This is a genomic window from Lutaonella thermophila, from assembly GCF_055387725.1.
In genome coordinates, this window is sequence record NZ_AP043783.1 from 1755566 (window position 1) to 1775183 (window position 19618).

Genomic DNA, 19618 nt, shown 5'->3' on the forward strand with positions numbered 1-19618 from the left:
CCTTCTGTTTATTATCTCTAAAAGAAGAATAATACCTCAACGTAATTAATCTTTTAAAGACTTCATATCTATAACAAATCGGTACTTAACATCACTTTTTAGCATGCGTTCATAGGCATGATTTATATCTTGCATGTTAATTATTTCTATATCCGATGTGATATTGTGCCTACCACAAAAATCTAGCAACTCTTGAGTTTCGGCAATACCTCCAATTAATGATCCGGCTACAGCCTTACGTCCCATAATTAACGGTACGGTAACCAACATTGGATCTAACGGACCTAAATAGCCTACTACAACCAATGTACCGTCTGTTGCTAAAGTTGATATATACGGATTTATATCGTGCTCATAAGGAACGGTATCTATAATAACATTAAAACGCCCCATGGCATTTTCCATTTGTTGCGCATCGGTAGATAGTATAATTTCATCAGCACCTAACGCTTTTGCATCGTTAATTTTATTGGCAGATCGGGTAAATAACGTAACATGAGCTCCTAATGCGTGTGCTAATTTTAAAGCCATGTGCCCCAAGCCTCCTAAACCCACTACAGCTACTTTACTATTGCTGTCAACATTCCAATGTCGTAAAGGAGACCACGTTGTAATCCCGGCGCAAAGCACAGGAGCAACAGCAGCTAAATCTAAATTTTCAGGTACACGTAACACAAAATCTTCATCAACAACAATAGTTTCAGAGTAGCCTCCGTGTGTATTAGTATTTAAATACGTATCAAAACCTCCGTACGTACCAACCCATTCCGGACAATACTGCTCTAAGTTATTTTTACAATTGTTGCAAGACCTGCAAGAGTCAACTAAACATCCCACGGCTACTAAATCTCCTGGTTTATATTTGTTTACTTCTTCTCCTATTTGCAGAACTTTACCAACTATTTCATGCCCCGGAACTACCGGATATTGAGTCATGCCCCAATCATTTCTGGCAAAATGCAAATCAGAATGGCATACTCCACAATACAAAATATCTATTTCTACATCCTTGGCAGTAACAAACCTTCTATTAATGGTAAGCTGTTTTAAATCGGCATTGGCAGACTCTGTTCCATAGGCCTTAATTTCTTTTGTTTTCATGGTAAGACGATTTTTTTAAAGGTACAAAATCTAATCCAAGAATAATTTTTTAATCTTGATAATCAGGCTGTTAAATTATTTATCATAAAAAAGCACATCATAAACATTTGTTAAAATCTCAAAATTAATAGTGTTACTATTATATTTGCAATCAAAATTTGTGAAAATGAAAAAACTGCTTGCAAATTTAAAGATTGCGGTTCCTTCAGAAATTTATATTAAAGACCCTGAGTCTTCTGCTTTGGGTAAAAAAATTATTAAGCATAGCATAGAACTTATAGACCAGCTTGGGTTTGATAATTTTACCTTTAAAAAGTTAGGAATTGCCATAGGCTCTAACGAGAGTTCTATATACAGGTATTTTGAGAGTAAGCACAAGCTCCTACTCTACTTGTCTTCTTGGTATTGGGCTTGGATAGAGTATCAGGTTGTTTTTGAAACTCACAACCTTTCTAATCCAACACAGAAATTAAAAAAAGCTATACAAATAATTACAAGAACTGTAAAAGAAGATTCTGATTTTTCGCATATAAACGAAGTAAAGCTTAATAGAATAATAATTAATGAAAATTCTAAGTCTTTTTTAACCAAAGAAGTAGATCAAGAAAACAAAAACGGTTATTTTATTATATATAAAGGTTTAGTTAAACGATTAAGCCAAATGATTGCAGAAATAAATACCAATTATGAATATCCATTAAGTTTAGCTAGTACAATTATTGAGGGTAGTTTACATCAGCATTTTCTAAAAGATCATTTTAAAACCATTACTAATTGTAACGAGCAAGTTACACCTACACACTTTTTTACAAATTTGGCTTTACAAGCTATTAAACAATAATATATGGCTTCTAAAACAATGACTCCTTGGCAACGTTTTATCGGATTAGTAACCTTAGAACGGAAGGATATTATTCAAGTTTTTTATTACGCTATTTTCTCGGGTATTGTCTCTCTTTCATTGCCTTTGGGGATTCAGGCAATAGTAAACTTAATTCAAGGTGCAGAAGTTTCATCTGGATGGGTTGTTTTAGTAATATTAGTCACTGTAGGGGTAGGTTTTTCTGGAGCACTACAGTTAATGCAGCTTAGAATAATAGAATCTTTACAGCAACGTATATTTACGCGTTCTTCTTTTGAGCTTAGTTATAGGTTTCCAAAAATAAAGATGCATGAGCTCAGAAATTATTATCCACCTGAGCTTGCTAATAGATTTTTTGACACTCTTATTGTACAGAAAGCTTTAGCTAAAATTTTAGTTGATGTGCCTGCAGCACTTTTACAAATAATATTTGCGTTAATACTGTTATCTTTTTACCACCCGTTTTTTATAGTGTTTGGTTTTTTACTCCTCACTTTAATTTACGTAGTATTTAAGTTTACTGTGGAAAAAGGGTTATTAACAAGTTTAGAAGAATCAAGAAATAAGTATAAAGTAGCCCACTGGATTCAAGAAATAGCAAGAGCTGTTGTTAGTTTTAAACTTTCTGGTAAAACTTCATTAGCACTTACTAAAAACGATTATTTAGTATCTAATTATTTAAAAGCTAGAGAAAGTCATTTTAAAATTTTAATGCTTCAGTTTTTACAAATGATTGGTTTTAAGATAATTGTTACAGCAGGCTTACTTTTTATTGGAGGTGCATTAGTACTCAATCAAGAAATGAATATAGGGCAATTTGTAGCTGCAGAAATTATTATACTTTTAGTAATTGCTTCTGTAGAGAAATTAATTCTTTCTTTAGAATCTTTTTATGATGTATTGACATCAATAGAAAAAATTGGCGAAGTTGTAGATAAAGATTTAGAAACCCAAGAAGGAGAAAAACCAACAATAAGTGAAGGTTTTAATGTTATTTTAGATAAAATATCATTTCAAGTACCCAACCGTTTTCAGCCAATATTAGATAATATTTCTTTAAAAATAAATAAGGATAGTAGAATTTTAATACAAGGTGAGAGTGGTTCGGGGAAATCAAGCTTATTGCGATTAATTGCTGGAGTAATTGAACCTACATCAGGAGCTGTACTCGTAGATAATATAGCCCTTTCCGGGATTCATTTAAACTATTACCGAACTCATTTAGGACTATCTTTAGCTGATGAGACTCCTTTTGAAGGATCTATTCGAGAAAACATCACTTTTGGAGATGAATCTATTACAGATGAAGAGATTCTCTGGGCATTTAATAAGGTTGGGTTACTCCCCTTTTTAAAACAACAACCAAAAGGGCTCAGCACATTATTATTTCCGGAAGGCAAGCAAATTTCATTCAGTATTGCTAAAAAATTAGTTTTAGCCCGTGCTATTGTAAAAAAACCTAAAATTTTATTATTAGAAGACGCTTTGAGTCAATTTAATGAAAAAGAGGCACAAAAAATTATAGATTTTTTAGTAAGCCCGCAAAACCCTTGGGCCCTGATAGTAGTAAGTTCAAATCCATATTGGAAACAAAAGAGTAAAACAATTATAACCCTAAAAAATGGGGCTATAGAATAATATTAAAGAATCATGTTAAATATATCTCATAATACAATTGGGAAGAACGTTTCTTTGCACAAATATGAGTCTGGAAAGCTTGTTTTAAACAAAAGTTACTACAAGCAACTTAACAGATTTCTACTGGTGTTTTCAGGCATAATTATTATTATACTTTTTTTGCCATGGACACAAAACATTGCTGGAAGAGGCCAGGTAACTACACTCCTACCCAGTCAAAGACCCCAAACCATACAATCTCCTATACCCGGTAAAATAGAAGAATGGTATGTACAAGAAGGAGATTTTGTAAAAAAAGGAGATACTATTATTAGAATTTCTGAAATTAAAAGTGATTATTTTGATGCAAATTTGGTTGAGCGTACACAAAGTCAGCTTCAAGCTAAAGCCCAATCGGTTAATGCTTATAAAGAAAAAGTAAACGCACTACAGCGCCAAATAGTTGCTTTAAATAAAGAACAAAAACTAAAGTTAGAGCAAGCTCAGAATAAACTTGCGCAAGCAAAGTTTAAGGTTGTTAGTGATAGCATAGACTTAGAAGCTGCAAAAACAAATGCTACCATTTTTGAGCGTCAGTACAACCGTACAGTTACACTACAGGAAGAAGGAATAAAATCTGTGAAAGATGTAGAAAATATGCGCTTAAAATACCAAGAAGCACAAGCAAAACTTATTGCTCAAGAAAACAAGTTGTTGGCTTCTAAAAACGATGTTATAAATGCAAGGGTAGAACTTTCAAGATTAGAAGCTGAATACGCCGATAAGATTGCTAAAGCACAAAGTGATATGTACACGGCGCAATCAAACCAATTTGATGCTTCTGCTCAAGTTACCAAACTAGAAAATACCTACACCAATTATAAAGTTAGAAGTAATTTGTACTACATAACAGCCCCTCAAGATGGTTACATAAATAAAGCTATAAAATCCGGTATTGGAGAGACCTTTAAAGAAGGTGATAAATTAGTTGGTATTATGCCGGCAAAATATCAACTGGCCGTAGAAACCTACATTGCTCCTATTGATTTGCCTTTAATTCATATCGGCGAAAAAGTTAGAGTACAGTTTGATGGCTGGCCGGCAATTGTATTTAGCGGATGGCCCAACGTATCGTATGGTACTTACGGAGCAAAAATTGTTGCCATAGAGAATTTTATTAGTGATAACGGTAAGTATAGAGTTTTGTTAGCTCCCGATCCGGATGATCATCCTTGGCCTGAGGCTATTAGAGTTGGTTCTGGAGCAAGAACTATAGCATTACTTAACGATGTGCCTATTTGGTACGAGCTCTGGCGAAAACTAAATGGTTTCCCGCCTGAGTATTATGTTCCTAAAAATAACCAAACACAAAAAAAGTAAGTTATGCGTTCTTTTATACTCGCATTCGTATTACTTATTCCAGCTTTAAGTTTTGCCCAAGAAACTAATTTAAACGTGCTGCCATTTGCAGAATATATGGGGTATGTAAAAGCATATCATCCGTTAGTAAAGCAAGCAAATTTACAGTTGTCTGAAGGGCAAGCAAAGCTCATGAAAGCCAGAGGTGCGTTTGATCCTAAGCTTGAAGTAGATTATGCTCGTAAAAAATTTAAAGACACCGAGTATTTTGATAAGCTGAATGCTACTTTTAAAATTCCTACATGGTATGGTGTAGAATTAAAAGCCAATTTTGAAGAAAATGAAGGTGCTTTTTTAAACCCCGAGGCAAATTTACCAGAAGAGGGTCTTTACAGTGTGGGGGTTTCTGTAGCGCTTGCAAAAGGACTGCTTATAAACCAAAGAATGGCAGTTTTAAAACAAGCAAAACTATTTACAAAACAAATGCAAGCAGAGCAGCAACTTGCAGTTAACAATACATTATACCAAGCTGCTTTAGCATATTTTAAGTGGTTAAGACACTACAACGAAAAACAGGTTTACACAACATTTTTACAAAATGCACAAATACGTTTTAATGCAGTAAAAAAAAGCTTTGAAAACGGAGACAAACCGGCTGTAGATACTTTAGAAGCCTACATAGCTGTAAGCAACAGAAAGCTTGATTTAGAAAAAGCTACAATAACATATACAAAAGCAACCCTGGCGGTCTCTAACTATCTATGGTTAGAAAATAATGTTCCGGTAGAGTTAGCACCGAATGTTATACCGGAAAACGTATCTGAAAATCAAATTAATAATACATTACAGGTGTCTGAAATAGCTGTAGATACTTTTTCTGTAGATGAGCACCCGAAAATTAGAACACTAGATTTTAAGTATAAAAACTTAACCATAGAGAAACGGTTAATGTTAAACAACCTTTTACCGGAAGTTAATTTAGAATACAATTTTCTTAGCGAAACCCCAGAAGCTGTTAGAAGTTTCAGTACATCGGCATACAAAAGCGGATTGAGCATTAGATTTCCAATATTTTTACGTAAAGAACGCGCCAACTTAAAATTAGCAAACTTAAAACTCAGAGATACAGAATTTGCCATTGCTTTTACAAAAACAACACTACAAAACAAGCTCAATGCTGTATCACAAGAGTTAAGCTCTCTAAAACGTCAAAATCAACTTGTAAATACTATTGTATTAGATTATGAGCAATTATTAAAAGCCGAAGAAAGAAAGTTCTCTATAGGTGAAAGCTCATTGTTTTTAGTTAATTCTAGAGAAGTAAAATTAATAGAAGCCAAACTAAAAGCTTTACAAGTACAAAACATGTTGTTTGACACTAAAGCCAAACTGTTTAATACAATGGCTACCCAAATAAATCCGTAACTGAACTTTTGTCATCCGTAACAATGACACAAATTCATTGTGAAAACTGCAAAAATTTCATTGATTTCTTAATAAAAATTTAAAAAGGGTTGTCTTTTTTTAAAGATGATGTTTTGGTATTTAATTTGCCTAATTATGATTGTAACATTGTTATTTGAATTAATGTCTAACTAAAAATTTTTTTAACTATGAGCACATTAGCAACTGTTAAAAAAAATGGAGGTTTGACAAATTCTAATTCAAATGCTTTAGATTTTCCTTCATGGTCATCATTAATTGATGAATGGTTTTCAAGAGAGATTCCGTCATTACTTACGGCTAACTTTAATACAGGAATGACACTTCCAAAAGTTAACATTAAAGAAACAGCCGATGCTTACTTTGTAGAAATGGCAGTACCCGGATTAAAAAAGTCTGATTTTAAGATAGATTTAGACAACCATGTATTGTCTATTGCTACAGAGGTTAAAGAAGAAAATGAAGAAGATAATGTAACTTATACTAGAAGAGAATTCGGGTATGCTTCATTTAAGCGTTCATTTACATTACCTGAAACAGTAGATGACAATGCAATTTCTGCCAACTACAAAGATGGTATTTTAAGTATTCATTTACCTAAAAAAGAAGAAGCAAGACAAAAACCACCAAAAACTATTAAAATTTCATAAGAAAAAAGGGGCTGAATTTTCAGCCCCTTTTATTGTTAAGAAGGTTCAAGAACTTGGTCTATTCGTTCTTTTAAGTCTTGTAAATGATATTTACTCATTGTGTGAGATGTCCTTCCAATTGCAGAATTTACAGCTCTTTGTAAGTTTTTAAGTTCTGCCCTTACTACAGCTCTAATATCAGATTGGCTTACATTTACTTTAGTGATAGAAGCAAACCTAAACGGACTGGCCTTTTGGTTTTCGGTCATTAAATAGGCCATTCTATCAATATAAGCTCTTTGTAAGTTTCTTCTATAGGTATCTATTTTTTTACCGGCCGGTAATTCGCTAAAAATACCAGTTCTTAAATCACGCATCATAGAAACTAAACTATAAGCCTCATTTCCGTTAAGAGTTTCGTTCTCAATAATTCTGGCCATTCTGCCAAAATTTAAAAGATTATTTAAGGTTCTAACTTGTATGGTTCTTAATCGTTCTACACTCCCATCATATTCTATTTTAGAAAAAATATCGGTGTCTATTAACCACTCCGGAGTAGCAAATAATTGCTTCTGTATAAATTTCATGCAATTTTTTTGGTGTTGCTTATTTACATGTGTGTAAACAGCGCCTTCTTGATCGTACGTTTTATAGTGCTCGTAAATACCACCAATATTGTTGCTAACATGCCCCATATATCTGTTGTACTGTGAAAGAACCTGACCGTAGAGCGTTTTTAAATCTGCATAATTTTTACCGTCTTCTTTGGTCCATTCTATTAAATTTGGTACAATACGCTTTAAGTTAGCTATACCATATTCACTGGCTTTAATAGCATTATCACCTAAGTCTTCTGTCTGCGAACTTGGGTCTATAACACCAAATTGTTGTCTTCCAAATCGGTACATTGGGTCGTTTGCATGTGCTAAAATCCAAGAGTCAAGTATAGGTTTTTCTTCTTCTGCAGATTTGTCTAAAATTGGTCTATATCCCCATTTTACAGCATGAATATCGTAAACGCCAATATTAGGCATTAATGCAACACCTTTATCTTCCGGCTGTGCTACGTAATTAAACCTGGCATAATCCATAATAGATGGTGCAGTACCGTATTTTTGGGTAAAACTGGCTGATCGTAAAGAATCTACCGGGTACGCAACACTGCTTCCCATGTTATGTGGTAATCCAATGGTATGCCCAACTTCGTGTGCAGAAACAAATCTAATAAGTCTGCCCATTACTTCATCTTTAAAAGCTACACCTCTTGCCTCTGGATTTATAGCTGCTGTTTGAACAAAAAACCAGTTTCTAAGTAAGGTCATTACATTATGATACCAGTTAATATCTGATTCTAAAATTTCGCCACTTCTGGGATCACTTACGTGCGGACCGTTTGCATTAGGAATGGGAGATGCTAAATAACGTACCACTGAGTACCTAACATCTTCGGGAGACCACTCTGGGTCTTCTTCAACAGAAGGAGGATCTTTAGCTATTATAGCATTTTTAAATCCGGCAGCTTCAAAAGCAACTTGCCAATCTTCTATTCCTTGCTTAATGTACTTACGCCATTTTTCGGGTGTTGCTCTATCAATGTAATATACAATTGGTTTTTTAGGCTCAACCAATTCACCTCGCTTAAATTTCTCTAAATCTTCATCTTTAACTTCTAATCGCCATCTATCTAAATAACGTACAGTTTTGCTTTCTTGGGCATCTAAACCATAGTCTATTTGTCCGCGAGCAAACCAACCTACACGTTCATCAAAATACCTACGTTTCATGGGTTCTTTCGGAAGTAAAATCATAGAGTTATTCATTTCTATACTAATACTACCTACACTTGCATTGCTTGGTGGTTTTCTAGAACGGTATGTTTTAACATGTCTGGACTCTATGTTTAGCGGATAACTTTTTAGTGTTTCTATAAAAGATCGGCTTTTATCTAAGGTGGTTACTTTATATTGTTCTCTTCTAAATTGAGGCAAGCCAAGCGGAAGCACATCGTCTTCAAACAACTTATTAATTGCTATAACTGTTGTAGATGAATCTTTACCAATGGTTGCAATCGGGAAAGTAAATAAAACAGGCTCAAAATTAGAGTTTACTACTGCTTCATGCACCGGAAGTGAATCTGCTGCTACAACTTGGTGCGAAACCACTCTAAGCAATACTTTTTTAGGTTTTCTTTCCCATCGTAATACTTGTGTGTTGGTTTTACCACCACCAAATCCAATATTAGTGGCTGTTTTGGCAATTCGGGTAACCATTAGCATTTCTCTATCAAACAGAGAATCCGGAATTTCATAATAAAATTTACCATCAACATCATGAACAGTAAATAAACCTTTATCAGACTTGGCTCCGGCAGTAATTACTTTACTGTAAGGCTTAATTCCGTTTTTTGGTTTTTCGGGCTTTTTAGCTACTTGGGTGGGTTGATTTTTCTTTTTTTTCTTACCAAAGAGTTGCGCGTTGGTAGTTGTTGTGGCTCCTATAATGCAGGCAACTAACAGCAAGGAGCGAAGTAATTTAAATGTCATTAGTTTGTAATTAAGCTATCAAAGTACCAAATTTTACCTAAAAACTACTGTTAAAGGTTTCACAAATTAACAAGTAAAGATTTTTTACTTAAAGTAATACTTTAAACAATAAACACGCAACAGTTTGCTATGCCTTTAATAACGCTAACTTAGATAATATTAACTATAAGCTGTTTAAAACTTAACGTACTAGAATTTTATCTAAGCTTTTGTTTATTAATAGCTTTCTAACTACATTGTAGGGTATTAACCAAACTAACTTTATATTATGACTACAACAAACAAACCGCCAGCTATTTACTGGATTATTAGTGTTTTAGCCCTTTTATGGAATATTTTAGGGGTAATGGCTTATTTGGGTCAGGCTTATATGACCGATGAGTTAAAAGCCGAGTATTCAGCAGAACAACTGGCGTTAATAGAAAGTACTCCGGCTTGGGTTACAGCTGCTTTTGCTTTTGCCGTATTTGGAGGCTTTTTAGGCTGTGTAGCCTTGTTGTTACGCAAAAAATGGGCTAAGCAATTGTTTCTTATTTCATTATTAGGTGTATTAGCCCAAAATGCATATTCGTTTTTTATGACAAATGCTTCAGAAGTGTTTGGCACAACTCAAGGTGTTGTAATGCCTTTAATGGTTATAATTATTGCCGTATTTTTATATTGGTATGCTAAGCAGGCTGCTGCTAAAAACTGGATATCTTAATATAATTAAATACTTAAAAACAGCCTGAGATAATCAGGCTGTCTTAATTTACTTCAAATTAAAAAATGAAACCACTACTCTATTTCGTATTAATAGCTTTGGTTACAGTTTCGTGTAACAACAAAAAACAACAAACAAGCTCAGAACCACTTTCAGAAAAAGATTCTTTGGCACTTATAGCAAAAGCTAAAGAAATTCATGATAGGGTAATAACCATAGATACCCATTGTGATATTAATGTTAAAAATTTCACAGATTCTATAAACTATACACAAGATTTAGACACCCAAGTTACATTGCCCAAAATGGAAGCCGGTGGACTGGATGTTGCCTGGTTTATAGTTTATACGGGTCAAGATTCTTTAACACCTGCCGGTTATGAAAAGGCATATAAAAATGCCATGGCTAAATTTAAAGCAATCCATAAGCTTTGTAAAGAAATTGCCCCTGACAGAATTGAACTTGCGTACACTTCAGACGATGTTAAAAGAATAGCAGCTACCGGAAAAAAAGTTGCTATGATTGGCGTTGAAAATGCTTATCCTATTGGGACAGATTTATCTAATATTAAAAAGTTTTATGATTTAGGAGCACGCTATATGTCACTCTCACATAATGGGCATAGCCAATTTTGTGATTCTAACACCGGCGAAGCCAATAATGATTGGTTACATAATGGTTTAAGTGAATTGGGCAAGCAAGCTATAGCCGAAATGAATAAATTAGGCATGTTAATAGATGTATCTCATCCTTCAGAAGAAGCTATGAAACAAATGGTAGCGCTTACCAAAGCGCCATTAATAGCTTCGCATTCTTCTGCTCGAGCCCTTTGTGACCATAGTAGAAATTTAACCGACGAACAACTTCTGCTTATAAAAGAGAACGGAGGAGTTGTGCAAACAGTAGCTTTTGCGAGTTATTTAAACACTCAAAAAACACAACAATTAGATAGTGTTAAGCAACAAATTGGTAAAGCTATAATGGATTCTTTAGGATTACCCTGGAAAACACGTAGCGAGATAATGAAAATGCCTATCGATGAAAGAGCAGCATATTTTGAACACTACATGAAGATGATGAAAATCAGAAAAGAAAAAATGAAAACCATGAAAAAACTCCCGCCCGAGGTTAATGTGAGTGATTTTGTAGATCATATAGATTACATGGTAAACTTAATAGGAATAGATCACGTAGGAATAAGTTCTGATTTTGACGGTGGTGGCGGTATAGAAGGCTGGAGTGATGCATCAGAAACATTTAATGTAACCTTAGAGCTTGTCAAAAGAGGCTATACAGAAGAAGAAATTAGAAAGCTTTGGGGCGAAAATTTATTGCGTGTTTTAGACAAAGCACAAGAAGTGGCACTGCAATTACAAAAAGAAAAGGAATAAACATTAACAGAACAACTATAACTAACAATAACTAACTTAAAACTCTAAAATTATGAATTCAACAGTAAGTATGATTGTAAGAATTGTGTTTGGTTTAGCACTATTATTTTTTGGATCAAACAAAATTTTTGGCTTTATAGAACCCCCTGATCCACCTGCAGAAGCATTAGGATATTGGGAAGCATTAACTGCTACTAAAACAATGACTTTAGTTGCTGTAGTAGAAATTTTAGCAGGCCTGTCATTATTACTTAATAAGTATGCAGCATTAATGATGGTTATTTTAATGAGCGTATCAGTTAATGCAGTTTTATACCATTTAACCCTAGATTCTTCAGGCACTGTAATGGGAGTAGCTTTACTTGTATTAAATATTGTGATGCTTTATGTTTATAAAGACCGCTATAAAGACCTCTTAAGAGCCTAGAGGAAAGCGCCCAAAGGGCGCTTTTTTAATACACTATTAACACCAATCTAATAAACTAGTTTACTACCTTTGCGCTCAAAATATTAATGGCAAAAGATACCATGGAACAATATTTTAATTGGTTTTATTTGTTTTTAACCGATAAAGGTGTGCCAACATCTACAGCACTAGCCTTCAATCTTTTGTTTAACTTTATTATTGTTCTTACTTTATTAGTTTTATTAGATTTTTTACTAAGAAAAATCATAGTAAAAGCATTCAGTCTTTTTTCTGATAAAACTAAAACTACTTATGATGATTTTTTAGTAAAAAGTAACTTCCCAAAGTATATAGCTCATATTGTACCTTTTGTAATATTTAGAGAGTTAATACCCTATTTACTAAACGATTTTAGTAAGTGGAAAACCATTGTTTTAGAAATAACCGATGTTTACTTAGTAATTTTAGTGGTTTGGGTGTTTAGAAGCATTGTAAAAACCACCAAAAACTACCTAAAAGAAAACCCGGCGTTTAAAGATAAACCACTAGATAGCTACGCTCAAGTAGTTATTATGTTCTTTTGGTTTTTGGGCGCTATTTTTATATTCTCTGAAATTACAGGTCAAGATATTTTAAAATTTATAACTACACTCGGTGCTGCATCGGCAATAATACTGTTAGTTTTTAAAGATAGTATTTTAGGGTTTGTAACCAGTATTCAGGTTTCTGTAAATGATATGGTAAGAATTGGAGACTGGATTACCCAAGAAAAATATGGAGCTGATGGTACTGTAATAGAGATTAACTTAACTACTGTTAAGGTTCAGAACTTTGATAACACCATTACCACTATTCCAACCTATTCTTTAATTTCAGATTCGTTTAAAAACTGGCGCGGAATGGAAGAAAGTGCCGGCAGACGTATTAAACGAACCTTATTAATTAAACAAAATAGTGTTAGGTTTTTAACGAAAGAAGATTTAGAGCGTTTTTCTAAAATAAAAATGCTGGCAGATTATATAGTACACCGTCAAAAAGATATAGACGAGTACAACCAAAAACACGGATTTAACAAAGAGGTTATTGTTAATGGCAGAAACCAAACTAATTTAGGCGTGTTCAGAAAATATTGTGATTTATACCTGCACTCCCACCCTGCCATTAATAAAGATATGATTATAATGGCTAGACATTTAGCACCAACGCCAGAGGGAATTCCGTTAGAAATTTATGCCTTTTCTTCAGATAAACGTTGGGTAAATTATGAGCATATTATGGCCGATATTTTTGAGCACCTTATTGCTGCAGTACCTTATTTTGATTTAGAACTGTACGAACATCCAACAACAGCCGATTTACAGAAGTTTTTATTAAGTAATAGCTAAGAGCGCTTTTTTAAACGCTCACTCACAAACTCAACTTTAGTTTTGCCATGAGGAGTTGGGCGGCCGTTTTCATCTAAATTCACCATAATTATATTATCTACCGTAATTATGGTTTCTCGTGTCATTTTATTTCTTACTTCGGCTTTTAAAACCAGAGAAGTCGTACCAAATTTAACGGCCTCAATACCAATCTCTACAATATCTCCTTGCTTGGCAGAACTCATAAAATTTATTTCAGACATGTATTTTGTAACAACACGTTGGTTTTCTAACTGAATATTGGTGTATAAAGCAGCCTCCTCGTCTATCCAAGCTAATAATCTTCCTCCAAATAAAGTTCCGTTAGGATTTAAGTCTTCAGGTTTTACCCATTTTCTGGTATGAAAGCGCATATTTTTGGTTTTTATTTAACATAACAAGAGTTTAAATGTAATAATTATGTTAATGTTTTTCTAAACTTTTCAAAAACAACCGATTTAGTTTAAAGTAAGCCTGTATTTTTATTAAAGCTTAATCAATAAAGTTATTATGGAAAGGGTATTAATTTATTTTGTAATGTTAATTACTACCATAATTTTTTATCTGTAAAGAAGGGTAGTAATTTTTTAATATTAATCTCATGAAAAAGCAGTTTTGCTTACTTTTAAGCATTGTACTTGCAGTTTCTTGTATGCAATCTCAAGACAGTTCTTCTAACAATATAGTTGGGGGACCTTGCGAAGGTTGTGAAGCTGTTTTAGAGTATAAATCTAAACCTACATTAGCTTCTGATACACTCCCTGAATTTAACCAAGCCACAACTAAAATTAAAATAAAAGGGATTGTATATGCTGCAGATGGGGTTACTCCTGCAAAAAACATTATAATTTATGCCTATCATACCAATGAAAAAGGAATCTATCCAACTACTACAAGCTCTAAAGGATGGGAACGCAGGCACGGTTATTTAAGAACTTGGTTAAAAACTAATAATAAAGGTGAATATAGTTTTTATACTTGCAAACCTGCATCGTATCCAAACTCTACTGTACCACAACATATTCATATGGTTGTAAAAGAACCTAATATAAACGAATATTATATAGACGATATAATGTTCACAGACGATCCTAATTTACCAAAAGGAGTTGCCAACAGAAAAAAACCAAGAGGAGGCACCGGACTGGTTACACCACAAAATAAAAACGGTATTCTAATCGCTACCAGAAATATTTATTTAGGTAAAAATATACCTAATTACCCATTAAAATAATGTTTCTTGTTCAGGTAAACTTGGCAGTGTTAGCCTTGTTTGCAATTTTTCGTTTAGTCTTTTGATAAAATGAGCCGACAAGTATGGCGAAGCTTTCTCTAAATTTTGATGCACAAAAAAATGAATGTTCTCCAACCCTTCATCAACCCAGTTAGCTAAACGTTCAACCCAATCGTCTAACCTACTATAATCACTTTCAATATTAGCACCTACGTATCTAACAAAAGCTTCGTTATTAGTTAAACGCATATGGAGCATATCTCTTCTTCCGGCAGTATCTACCAATATATGCGCAACATTATTTGCGCTTAATAAATGGTGAAGCTCATCGGCTACTTTTTTGTCAGTAAACCAGTCTGTATGCCTAAATTCTACAGCTAACGAAAAAGGTTTTGGCCAGTTTTCTATAAAATGTTGTACCCTGTTAAAATCTTTAGGGCTAAAGTTATTGTGCATTTGTAAAAAAATAGTTCCTAATTTATCACCTAAATTAGAAGCATTATCTAAATAATGATTAAGCACATCTGTAACTTCATTTAAACGTTTCCAATGGCTAATCTCTTGGTTTAGCTTAGGAAAGAATTTAAACCCATCAGGAACTTTATCACGCCATTTAGAAAACTGCTCTGCAGGGAAAATCCTGTAAAATGTTGCGTTTAGTTCTATACTATTAAACTGTGAGGCATAATACGCTAATTCATCTTTTGTTCCTCTTGGATAAAACTTTTTTAAATCTTGCCTATTCCATTTAGCACATCCTACATAAACAGATAGTGGGCTGCCGGTTTTAGTTTTATTTAAAATAGTTTTCGTATCAGGATGATCTTCAGGTAATGAAAAATCAATCAATTCAGGATTATCAACTTTACCAAACTTCATAAATTAAAGTTAAAACATTAAAAATTAGATATTTAACACGGATGCCTCACACAATTTTTGTAAATTCCTAAAATAATAATAAAAAAGTGTAACACAAACCTGCTATAACAGACATATTACTTATAACTTTTATTTATTTAATTACATCATGAAGACTATTAAAATTCTATTAACTGCATTTGTTGCAGTTTTTTCATTGTCGGTATCAGCTCAAACGGCCGATGAGATTATTGCTAATTATTTTGAGAATACTGGAGGTATTGATAACTGGAAAAAAATTGAAGGCTTAAAAATGTCGGCAAAAGTTAACCAAGGCGGAATGGAAATTCCTATAGAAATATACCAGTTTAAAGACGGTAAGCAAATGACCGTTATATCTTTTCAAGGCAAGACATTTAAGCAAGGTGTTTTTGATGGAGAAACACTTTGGAGCACAAATTTTATGAATATGAAAGCCGAAAAGAGTGACCAAGAAACTACCGACAATTTTAAATTAGAAATTAACGATTTTCCAGATCCTTTTATAGATTATAAAGAAAAAGGATATACTGTAGAGTTAATGGGTACTGAAGAAGTAGACGGTACCGAGACATTTAAAATTAAATTAGTTAGAGAACCTATTACGGTTGATGGTAATCAAGAAGACAATATATCTTACTACTTTTTTGATACAGAAAACTTTGTGCCAATTGCTGTAGAAAGCGTTATTAGACAAGGGCAGGCTAAAGGAATGACATCTGTTGTAACTTACTCTGATTACAGAGATATAGGCGGTATTTATTTTCCTCATACCCTTACTCAAGGAATTAAAGGACAGCCCGGTCAGCCCATAACAATGGATTCTATAGAATTAAATCCGGAAGTAGACCCAAGTGAGTTTAAGTTTCCGGAAGAAGCTACCACTAAAGAGGGCGAAAAAAACTAAACCAAAAAAACCTCACAATTAGCAAAATTGTGAGTTTTTTAATTTTATAATCAATCAAATACTTATGAGAAAACTTATTTTTTATGTGCTAAGCGCCACATTATTTCCTTTAGGTGCTTTTGCGCAAGATAATAATAGTACTATACCTATAGGTAACTATTTTGGAGATTTAAGAGCTCGCCATATTGGTCCTGCACTAATGAGTGGAAGAATTAACGATATGGAAACCCACCCTACAAACCCACGCATTATTTATGCCGGAAGTGCCGGAGGAGGCGTTTGGAAATCTAATGATGCCGGTGCTACGTTTAACCCTATTTTTGATAAACACTGCCAATCTATCGGTGCAGTAGCTGTAGATCCTTCAGATCCTGATAATGTAGTGTATGTTGGTACTGGCGAAACTTGGACTAGGAACAGTGTATCGTACGGAGACGGATTGTATAAATCCAATGATGGTGGTGCAACCTGGACTAAAATTGGTTTTGAAAACTCAGAACGCATTGCCAATATTATAGTAAACCCAAACAACCCACAAGAAATTTATGTGGGAGTTTTAGGAGCGCTTTGGTCTGATAGCGAAGAACGAGGTGTATATAAAACTACAGATGGCGGGAAAACCTGGCAAAGAATATTGTATGATAACCCTAAAACCGGTTGTGCAGATTTAGCCATGGACCCTACTAATCCTAATGTTTTATACGCATCTATGTGGGAGTTTAGGCGAACGGCTTGGTCTTTTGCATCGGGTGGTGACAGTAGCGCATTATACAAATCTGAGGATGGTGGTGCTACTTGGAATAAAATTCATAATGGTTTTCCGGAGGGTGATTTAGGTAGGTTGGCTATTGCTGTTGCTCCATCAAACCCAAATGTTTTATATACTGTGATTGAAGCAGAACAAGATGAAAGAAAAGGACTTTACAGAAGTGATGATGCCGGGAAATCTTGGAAACAATTAAACAACGATTTTGGTATTACCGTAAGACCATTTTACTTTTCTAGGATAGTTGTAGATCCTAAAAACCCCGATGTTGTTGTTAAAGGAGGACTTAGCGGATCTATATCTAGAGATGGAGGTAAAACCTTCAGAAATTTAGGTAATATGCACAGTGATATTCACGATATTGTTTTTGCAATTAACAATTCAGACCACATGTATGTTGGTACAGATGGAGGCGTTTACAGGTCGTGGAATGGCGGTACTACAATGGAAATTGTAGAAAACATGCCACTTTCTCAGTTTTATCATGTAAGTGTAGATAACGAAGAACCTTATAATGTTTATGGAGGATTACAAGATAATGGTTCTTGGTATGGTCCTTCTGCATCAAATGGAGGTATTAATGCTGCCGATTGGAATTCTATAGGAGGTGGTGACGGATTTAGAGTGTATCGTCATCCTACAAAAAACATAATCTATTCAGAAATGCAAGGAGCAGATAACGTTTGGCGATATGATGTTGAGAATAAATTAGTTAAAACCGTTCAACCATTACCACAAAAAGGATATGAAAAACTTAGGTTTAATTGGAATGCTCCTATGGCAATTAGCAAACACCAGCCTAACCGTTTTTATATGGGAAGCCAATATGTTCACAAATCTGAAGATATGGGAGATACTTGGGAGATAATTTCACCTGATTTAACCACCAATGATCCGGCAAAACAACAACAAGAAGATTCCGGAGGCTTATCTATGGATAATTCAGGTGCAGAAAACCATACCACCATTTTTACAATTGCAGAGTCTCCTTTAAACGAAAATATTATTTGGGTAGGTACAGACGATGGAAATGTTCAGGTTACCCAAGATGGTGGAAAAACTTGGACAAACACTGTGAGCAATATACCAGATTTACCGGCTAATACTTGGGTTTATCATATAGAGGCAAGCATGCATGATAAAGGTACTGCTTATGCGGTTTTTGATGGGCATACCAGTGGAGACATGAACCCATATGTATATAAAACAACCGATTTTGGCGCAACATGGTCTAACCTTACAAAAGATAACATAAAGGGTTCTACCAGAAACATACAAGAAGATTATGTAAACCCAGATTTATTGTTTTTAGGAACCGAATTCGGGTTATACATAACGGCAGATGGTGGAGAAAGCTGGAGCCAATTTACCAATAATATGCCTCCTGTTGCAGTACATTTTATTGCATTACAAGAGCGCACAAACGATTTGGTTATGGGTACCCATGGTAGAGGAGTTATTATAATAGATGATATCTCTCCTCTACGTGAAATAAACAAAGAGGCAATCTCAAATAAACTACACTTTTTTAACACTCAACCGGCAGTACTATCAGACGAAAGTGGTTTTGCAGGGAGTTTTGGTGCTGAAACACAGTTTGTTGGAGAAAACCCTTCGCGCGGACCAAAAGTAAAATACCTTCTTCCAAAAAGGCATACGTTTGGAAAAATGACATTAGAAATTAAAGATGCTAATGGTAAAACATTAACAACAATTCCTCCTGGAAAATCAAAAGGGATTAATATTGTTAACTGGAATGGTACAATTAAGCAACCAAAAGTAGCAAAAGGTAAAACGTTTAGTTTTGGTGCTTTTACGGCTCCGAGAGTACCGGCAGGCTTATATACTGCAGTTATTACTAAAGGGAAAGACACTTTTGAGCATACTTTTGAATTAGTTTACGATAAAAGAACCGGTTTAACAGATGATGAGCGCAAGTTTAAGCATGATACTACGATGAAAATGTACAATATGACGCAAGAGCTAGCTTATATTGTTTATCAAATAGACGAGCTTATTGAAAATGAAGCAACAAATAAAAAAGTAAAAAAGTCTTTAGAAGAGCTTAAAGAAACGTTAGTTATTACCACAGGAGACAACTATGTGGGATCTGCAGAACCTCAATTACGAGAAAAAATGGCAAACCTATATAGTAAAATTGCTAATAGTTATGATAAACCTTCGGCTAACGAGTTAGAAAATTTACGCTTAATAGAAGATAGGTTTAACAATGCTAAAAAAGCTTTTGAAAAGCTTAAAAAGAAAGCTAAGGCAGATGATTTATCTTTAAAAACATTTGATGAGTTTATAAACGAATAATTAAAAATTAATACATAAGAAAAGTCGGTTTTTTAAGC

16 protein-coding genes are annotated in these 19618 nt (G+C 34.1%); 12 read left to right on the top strand and 4 right to left on the bottom strand.

Translation table 11 applies throughout. The features are described from left to right. Nucleotides 1–45: 45 nt before the first annotated feature. Nucleotides 46–1101 carry an NAD(P)-dependent alcohol dehydrogenase gene (locus tag ACZ5CF_RS08245; RefSeq protein WP_464578792.1) on the bottom strand — a complete coding sequence of 352 codons (1056 nt, stop codon included), beginning with the start codon at nt 1099–1101 and terminating at the stop codon, nt 46–48. Between the two features lie 166 nt (nt 1102–1267). On the opposite strand from ACZ5CF_RS08245, the gene ACZ5CF_RS08250 reads away from it, so the two are divergent. The 5 genes from ACZ5CF_RS08250 to ACZ5CF_RS08270 all read left to right on the top strand — a co-directional run bounded on the left by ACZ5CF_RS08250 (nt 1268) and on the right by ACZ5CF_RS08270 (nt 7032). Beyond that, nucleotides 1268–1942, top strand: coding sequence for a TetR/AcrR family transcriptional regulator (locus ACZ5CF_RS08250; RefSeq protein WP_464578793.1), 675 nt, complete (start codon nt 1268–1270; stop codon nt 1940–1942). A 3-nt stretch (nt 1943–1945) separates the two neighbouring features. After that, on the top strand, nt 1946–3601 hold the full coding sequence (locus tag ACZ5CF_RS08255; protein ID WP_464578794.1) for a peptidase domain-containing ABC transporter: 1656 nt from the start codon (nt 1946–1948) through the stop codon (nt 3599–3601). Between the two features lie 12 nt (nt 3602–3613). Then, nucleotides 3614–4960, top strand: coding sequence for an HlyD family secretion protein (locus ACZ5CF_RS08260; protein WP_464578795.1), 1347 nt, complete (start codon nt 3614–3616; stop codon nt 4958–4960). A 3-nt stretch (nt 4961–4963) separates the two neighbouring features. After that, entirely contained in the window at nt 4964–6364 is a 1401-nt protein-coding gene (locus ACZ5CF_RS08265) for a TolC family protein (RefSeq protein WP_464578796.1), read from the top strand. A 188-nt stretch (nt 6365–6552) separates the two neighbouring features. Next, complete coding sequence (locus tag ACZ5CF_RS08270) at nt 6553–7032, top strand: Hsp20/alpha crystallin family protein (protein WP_464578798.1); 480 nt, start codon at nt 6553–6555, stop codon at nt 7030–7032. 35 nt (nt 7033–7067) lie between these two features. Here the strand turns inward: ACZ5CF_RS08270 and ACZ5CF_RS08275 are convergent, their stop codons facing one another. Then, nucleotides 7068–9554: a zinc-dependent metalloprotease gene (locus ACZ5CF_RS08275; protein ID WP_464578799.1), complete on the bottom strand. Its 2487-nt coding sequence runs from the start codon at nt 9552–9554 to the stop codon at nt 7068–7070. A 268-nt stretch (nt 9555–9822) separates the two neighbouring features. Here ACZ5CF_RS08275 and ACZ5CF_RS08280 point away from each other — a divergent pair, with 268 nt between their 5' ends. The 4 genes from ACZ5CF_RS08280 to ACZ5CF_RS08295 all read left to right on the top strand — a co-directional run bounded on the left by ACZ5CF_RS08280 (nt 9823) and on the right by ACZ5CF_RS08295 (nt 13439). Continuing rightward, nucleotides 9823–10257, top strand: coding sequence for a hypothetical protein (locus ACZ5CF_RS08280; protein WP_464578800.1), 435 nt, complete (start codon nt 9823–9825; stop codon nt 10255–10257). Nucleotides 10258–10322: 65 nt separating this feature from the next. Continuing rightward, nucleotides 10323–11648 (top strand): dipeptidase, encoded by a 1326-nt coding sequence (locus tag ACZ5CF_RS08285; protein WP_464578801.1) that lies wholly within the window; start codon nt 10323–10325, stop codon nt 11646–11648. Nucleotides 11649–11700: 52 nt separating this feature from the next. After that, nucleotides 11701–12075 (top strand): DoxX family membrane protein, encoded by a 375-nt coding sequence (locus ACZ5CF_RS08290; protein WP_464578802.1) that lies wholly within the window; start codon nt 11701–11703, stop codon nt 12073–12075. An 86-nt stretch (nt 12076–12161) separates the two neighbouring features. Beyond that, nucleotides 12162–13439 carry a mechanosensitive ion channel family protein gene (locus ACZ5CF_RS08295; protein ID WP_464578804.1) on the top strand — a complete coding sequence of 426 codons (1278 nt, stop codon included), beginning with the start codon at nt 12162–12164 and terminating at the stop codon, nt 13437–13439. Here ACZ5CF_RS08295 and ACZ5CF_RS08300 read toward each other — a convergent pair. Then, complete coding sequence (locus tag ACZ5CF_RS08300) at nt 13436–13831, bottom strand: acyl-CoA thioesterase (RefSeq protein ID WP_464578805.1); 396 nt, start codon at nt 13829–13831, stop codon at nt 13436–13438. The genes ACZ5CF_RS08295 and ACZ5CF_RS08300 overlap by 4 nt on opposite strands. A 227-nt stretch (nt 13832–14058) precedes the next feature. On the opposite strand from ACZ5CF_RS08300, the gene ACZ5CF_RS08305 reads away from it, so the two are divergent. Further along, nucleotides 14059–14691: a dioxygenase family protein gene (locus ACZ5CF_RS08305; RefSeq protein WP_464578807.1), complete on the top strand. Its 633-nt coding sequence runs from the start codon at nt 14059–14061 to the stop codon at nt 14689–14691. Here ACZ5CF_RS08305 and ACZ5CF_RS08310 read toward each other — a convergent pair. Beyond that, entirely contained in the window at nt 14683–15570 is an 888-nt protein-coding gene (locus tag ACZ5CF_RS08310; RefSeq protein ID WP_464578808.1) for a DUF72 domain-containing protein, read from the bottom strand. The two genes, ACZ5CF_RS08305 and ACZ5CF_RS08310, sit on opposite strands and share 9 nt — an antisense overlap. Nucleotides 15571–15718: 148 nt before the next feature. Between ACZ5CF_RS08310 and ACZ5CF_RS08315 the strand changes: the two genes are divergently transcribed. Together ACZ5CF_RS08315 and ACZ5CF_RS08320 are read left to right on the top strand one after the other, a co-directional pair. Beyond that, nucleotides 15719–16495, top strand: coding sequence for an outer membrane lipoprotein-sorting protein (locus ACZ5CF_RS08315; protein ID WP_464578809.1), 777 nt, complete (start codon nt 15719–15721; stop codon nt 16493–16495). Between the two features lie 64 nt (nt 16496–16559). Next, complete coding sequence (locus ACZ5CF_RS08320) at nt 16560–19580, top strand: WD40/YVTN/BNR-like repeat-containing protein (protein WP_464578811.1); 3021 nt, start codon at nt 16560–16562, stop codon at nt 19578–19580. The last annotated feature ends 38 nt before the right edge of the window (nt 19581–19618 follow it).

Excerpts from the sequence above, each read along its gene's own strand:
- ACZ5CF_RS08305 (WP_464578807.1), top strand. The coding sequence starts at position 14,059 with ATGAAAAAGCAGTTTTGCTTACTTTTAAGCATTGTACTTGCAGTTTCT.
- ACZ5CF_RS08285 (WP_464578801.1), top strand. The coding sequence starts at position 10,323 with ATGAAACCACTACTCTATTTCGTATTAATAGCTTTGGTTACAGTTTCG.
- ACZ5CF_RS08320 (WP_464578811.1), top strand. The coding sequence starts at position 16,560 with ATGAGAAAACTTATTTTTTATGTGCTAAGCGCCACATTATTTCCTTTA.
- ACZ5CF_RS08255 (WP_464578794.1), top strand. The coding sequence starts at position 1,946 with ATGGCTTCTAAAACAATGACTCCTTGGCAACGTTTTATCGGATTAGTA.
- ACZ5CF_RS08245 (WP_464578792.1), bottom strand. The coding sequence starts at position 1,101 with ATGAAAACAAAAGAAATTAAGGCCTATGGAACAGAGTCTGCCAATGCC.
- ACZ5CF_RS08270 (WP_464578798.1), top strand. The coding sequence starts at position 6,553 with ATGAGCACATTAGCAACTGTTAAAAAAAATGGAGGTTTGACAAATTCT.
- ACZ5CF_RS08280 (WP_464578800.1), top strand. The coding sequence starts at position 9,823 with ATGACTACAACAAACAAACCGCCAGCTATTTACTGGATTATTAGTGTT.
- ACZ5CF_RS08300 (WP_464578805.1), bottom strand. The coding sequence starts at position 13,831 with ATGCGCTTTCATACCAGAAAATGGGTAAAACCTGAAGACTTAAATCCT.
- ACZ5CF_RS08265 (WP_464578796.1), top strand. The coding sequence starts at position 4,964 with ATGCGTTCTTTTATACTCGCATTCGTATTACTTATTCCAGCTTTAAGT.
- ACZ5CF_RS08260 (WP_464578795.1), top strand. The coding sequence starts at position 3,614 with ATGTTAAATATATCTCATAATACAATTGGGAAGAACGTTTCTTTGCAC.
- ACZ5CF_RS08310 (WP_464578808.1), bottom strand. The coding sequence starts at position 15,570 with ATGAAGTTTGGTAAAGTTGATAATCCTGAATTGATTGATTTTTCATTA.
- ACZ5CF_RS08295 (WP_464578804.1), top strand. The coding sequence starts at position 12,162 with ATGGCAAAAGATACCATGGAACAATATTTTAATTGGTTTTATTTGTTT.
- ACZ5CF_RS08315 (WP_464578809.1), top strand. The coding sequence starts at position 15,719 with ATGAAGACTATTAAAATTCTATTAACTGCATTTGTTGCAGTTTTTTCA.
- ACZ5CF_RS08275 (WP_464578799.1), bottom strand. The coding sequence starts at position 9,554 with ATGACATTTAAATTACTTCGCTCCTTGCTGTTAGTTGCCTGCATTATA.
- ACZ5CF_RS08250 (WP_464578793.1), top strand. The coding sequence starts at position 1,268 with ATGAAAAAACTGCTTGCAAATTTAAAGATTGCGGTTCCTTCAGAAATT.
- ACZ5CF_RS08290 (WP_464578802.1), top strand. The coding sequence starts at position 11,701 with ATGAATTCAACAGTAAGTATGATTGTAAGAATTGTGTTTGGTTTAGCA.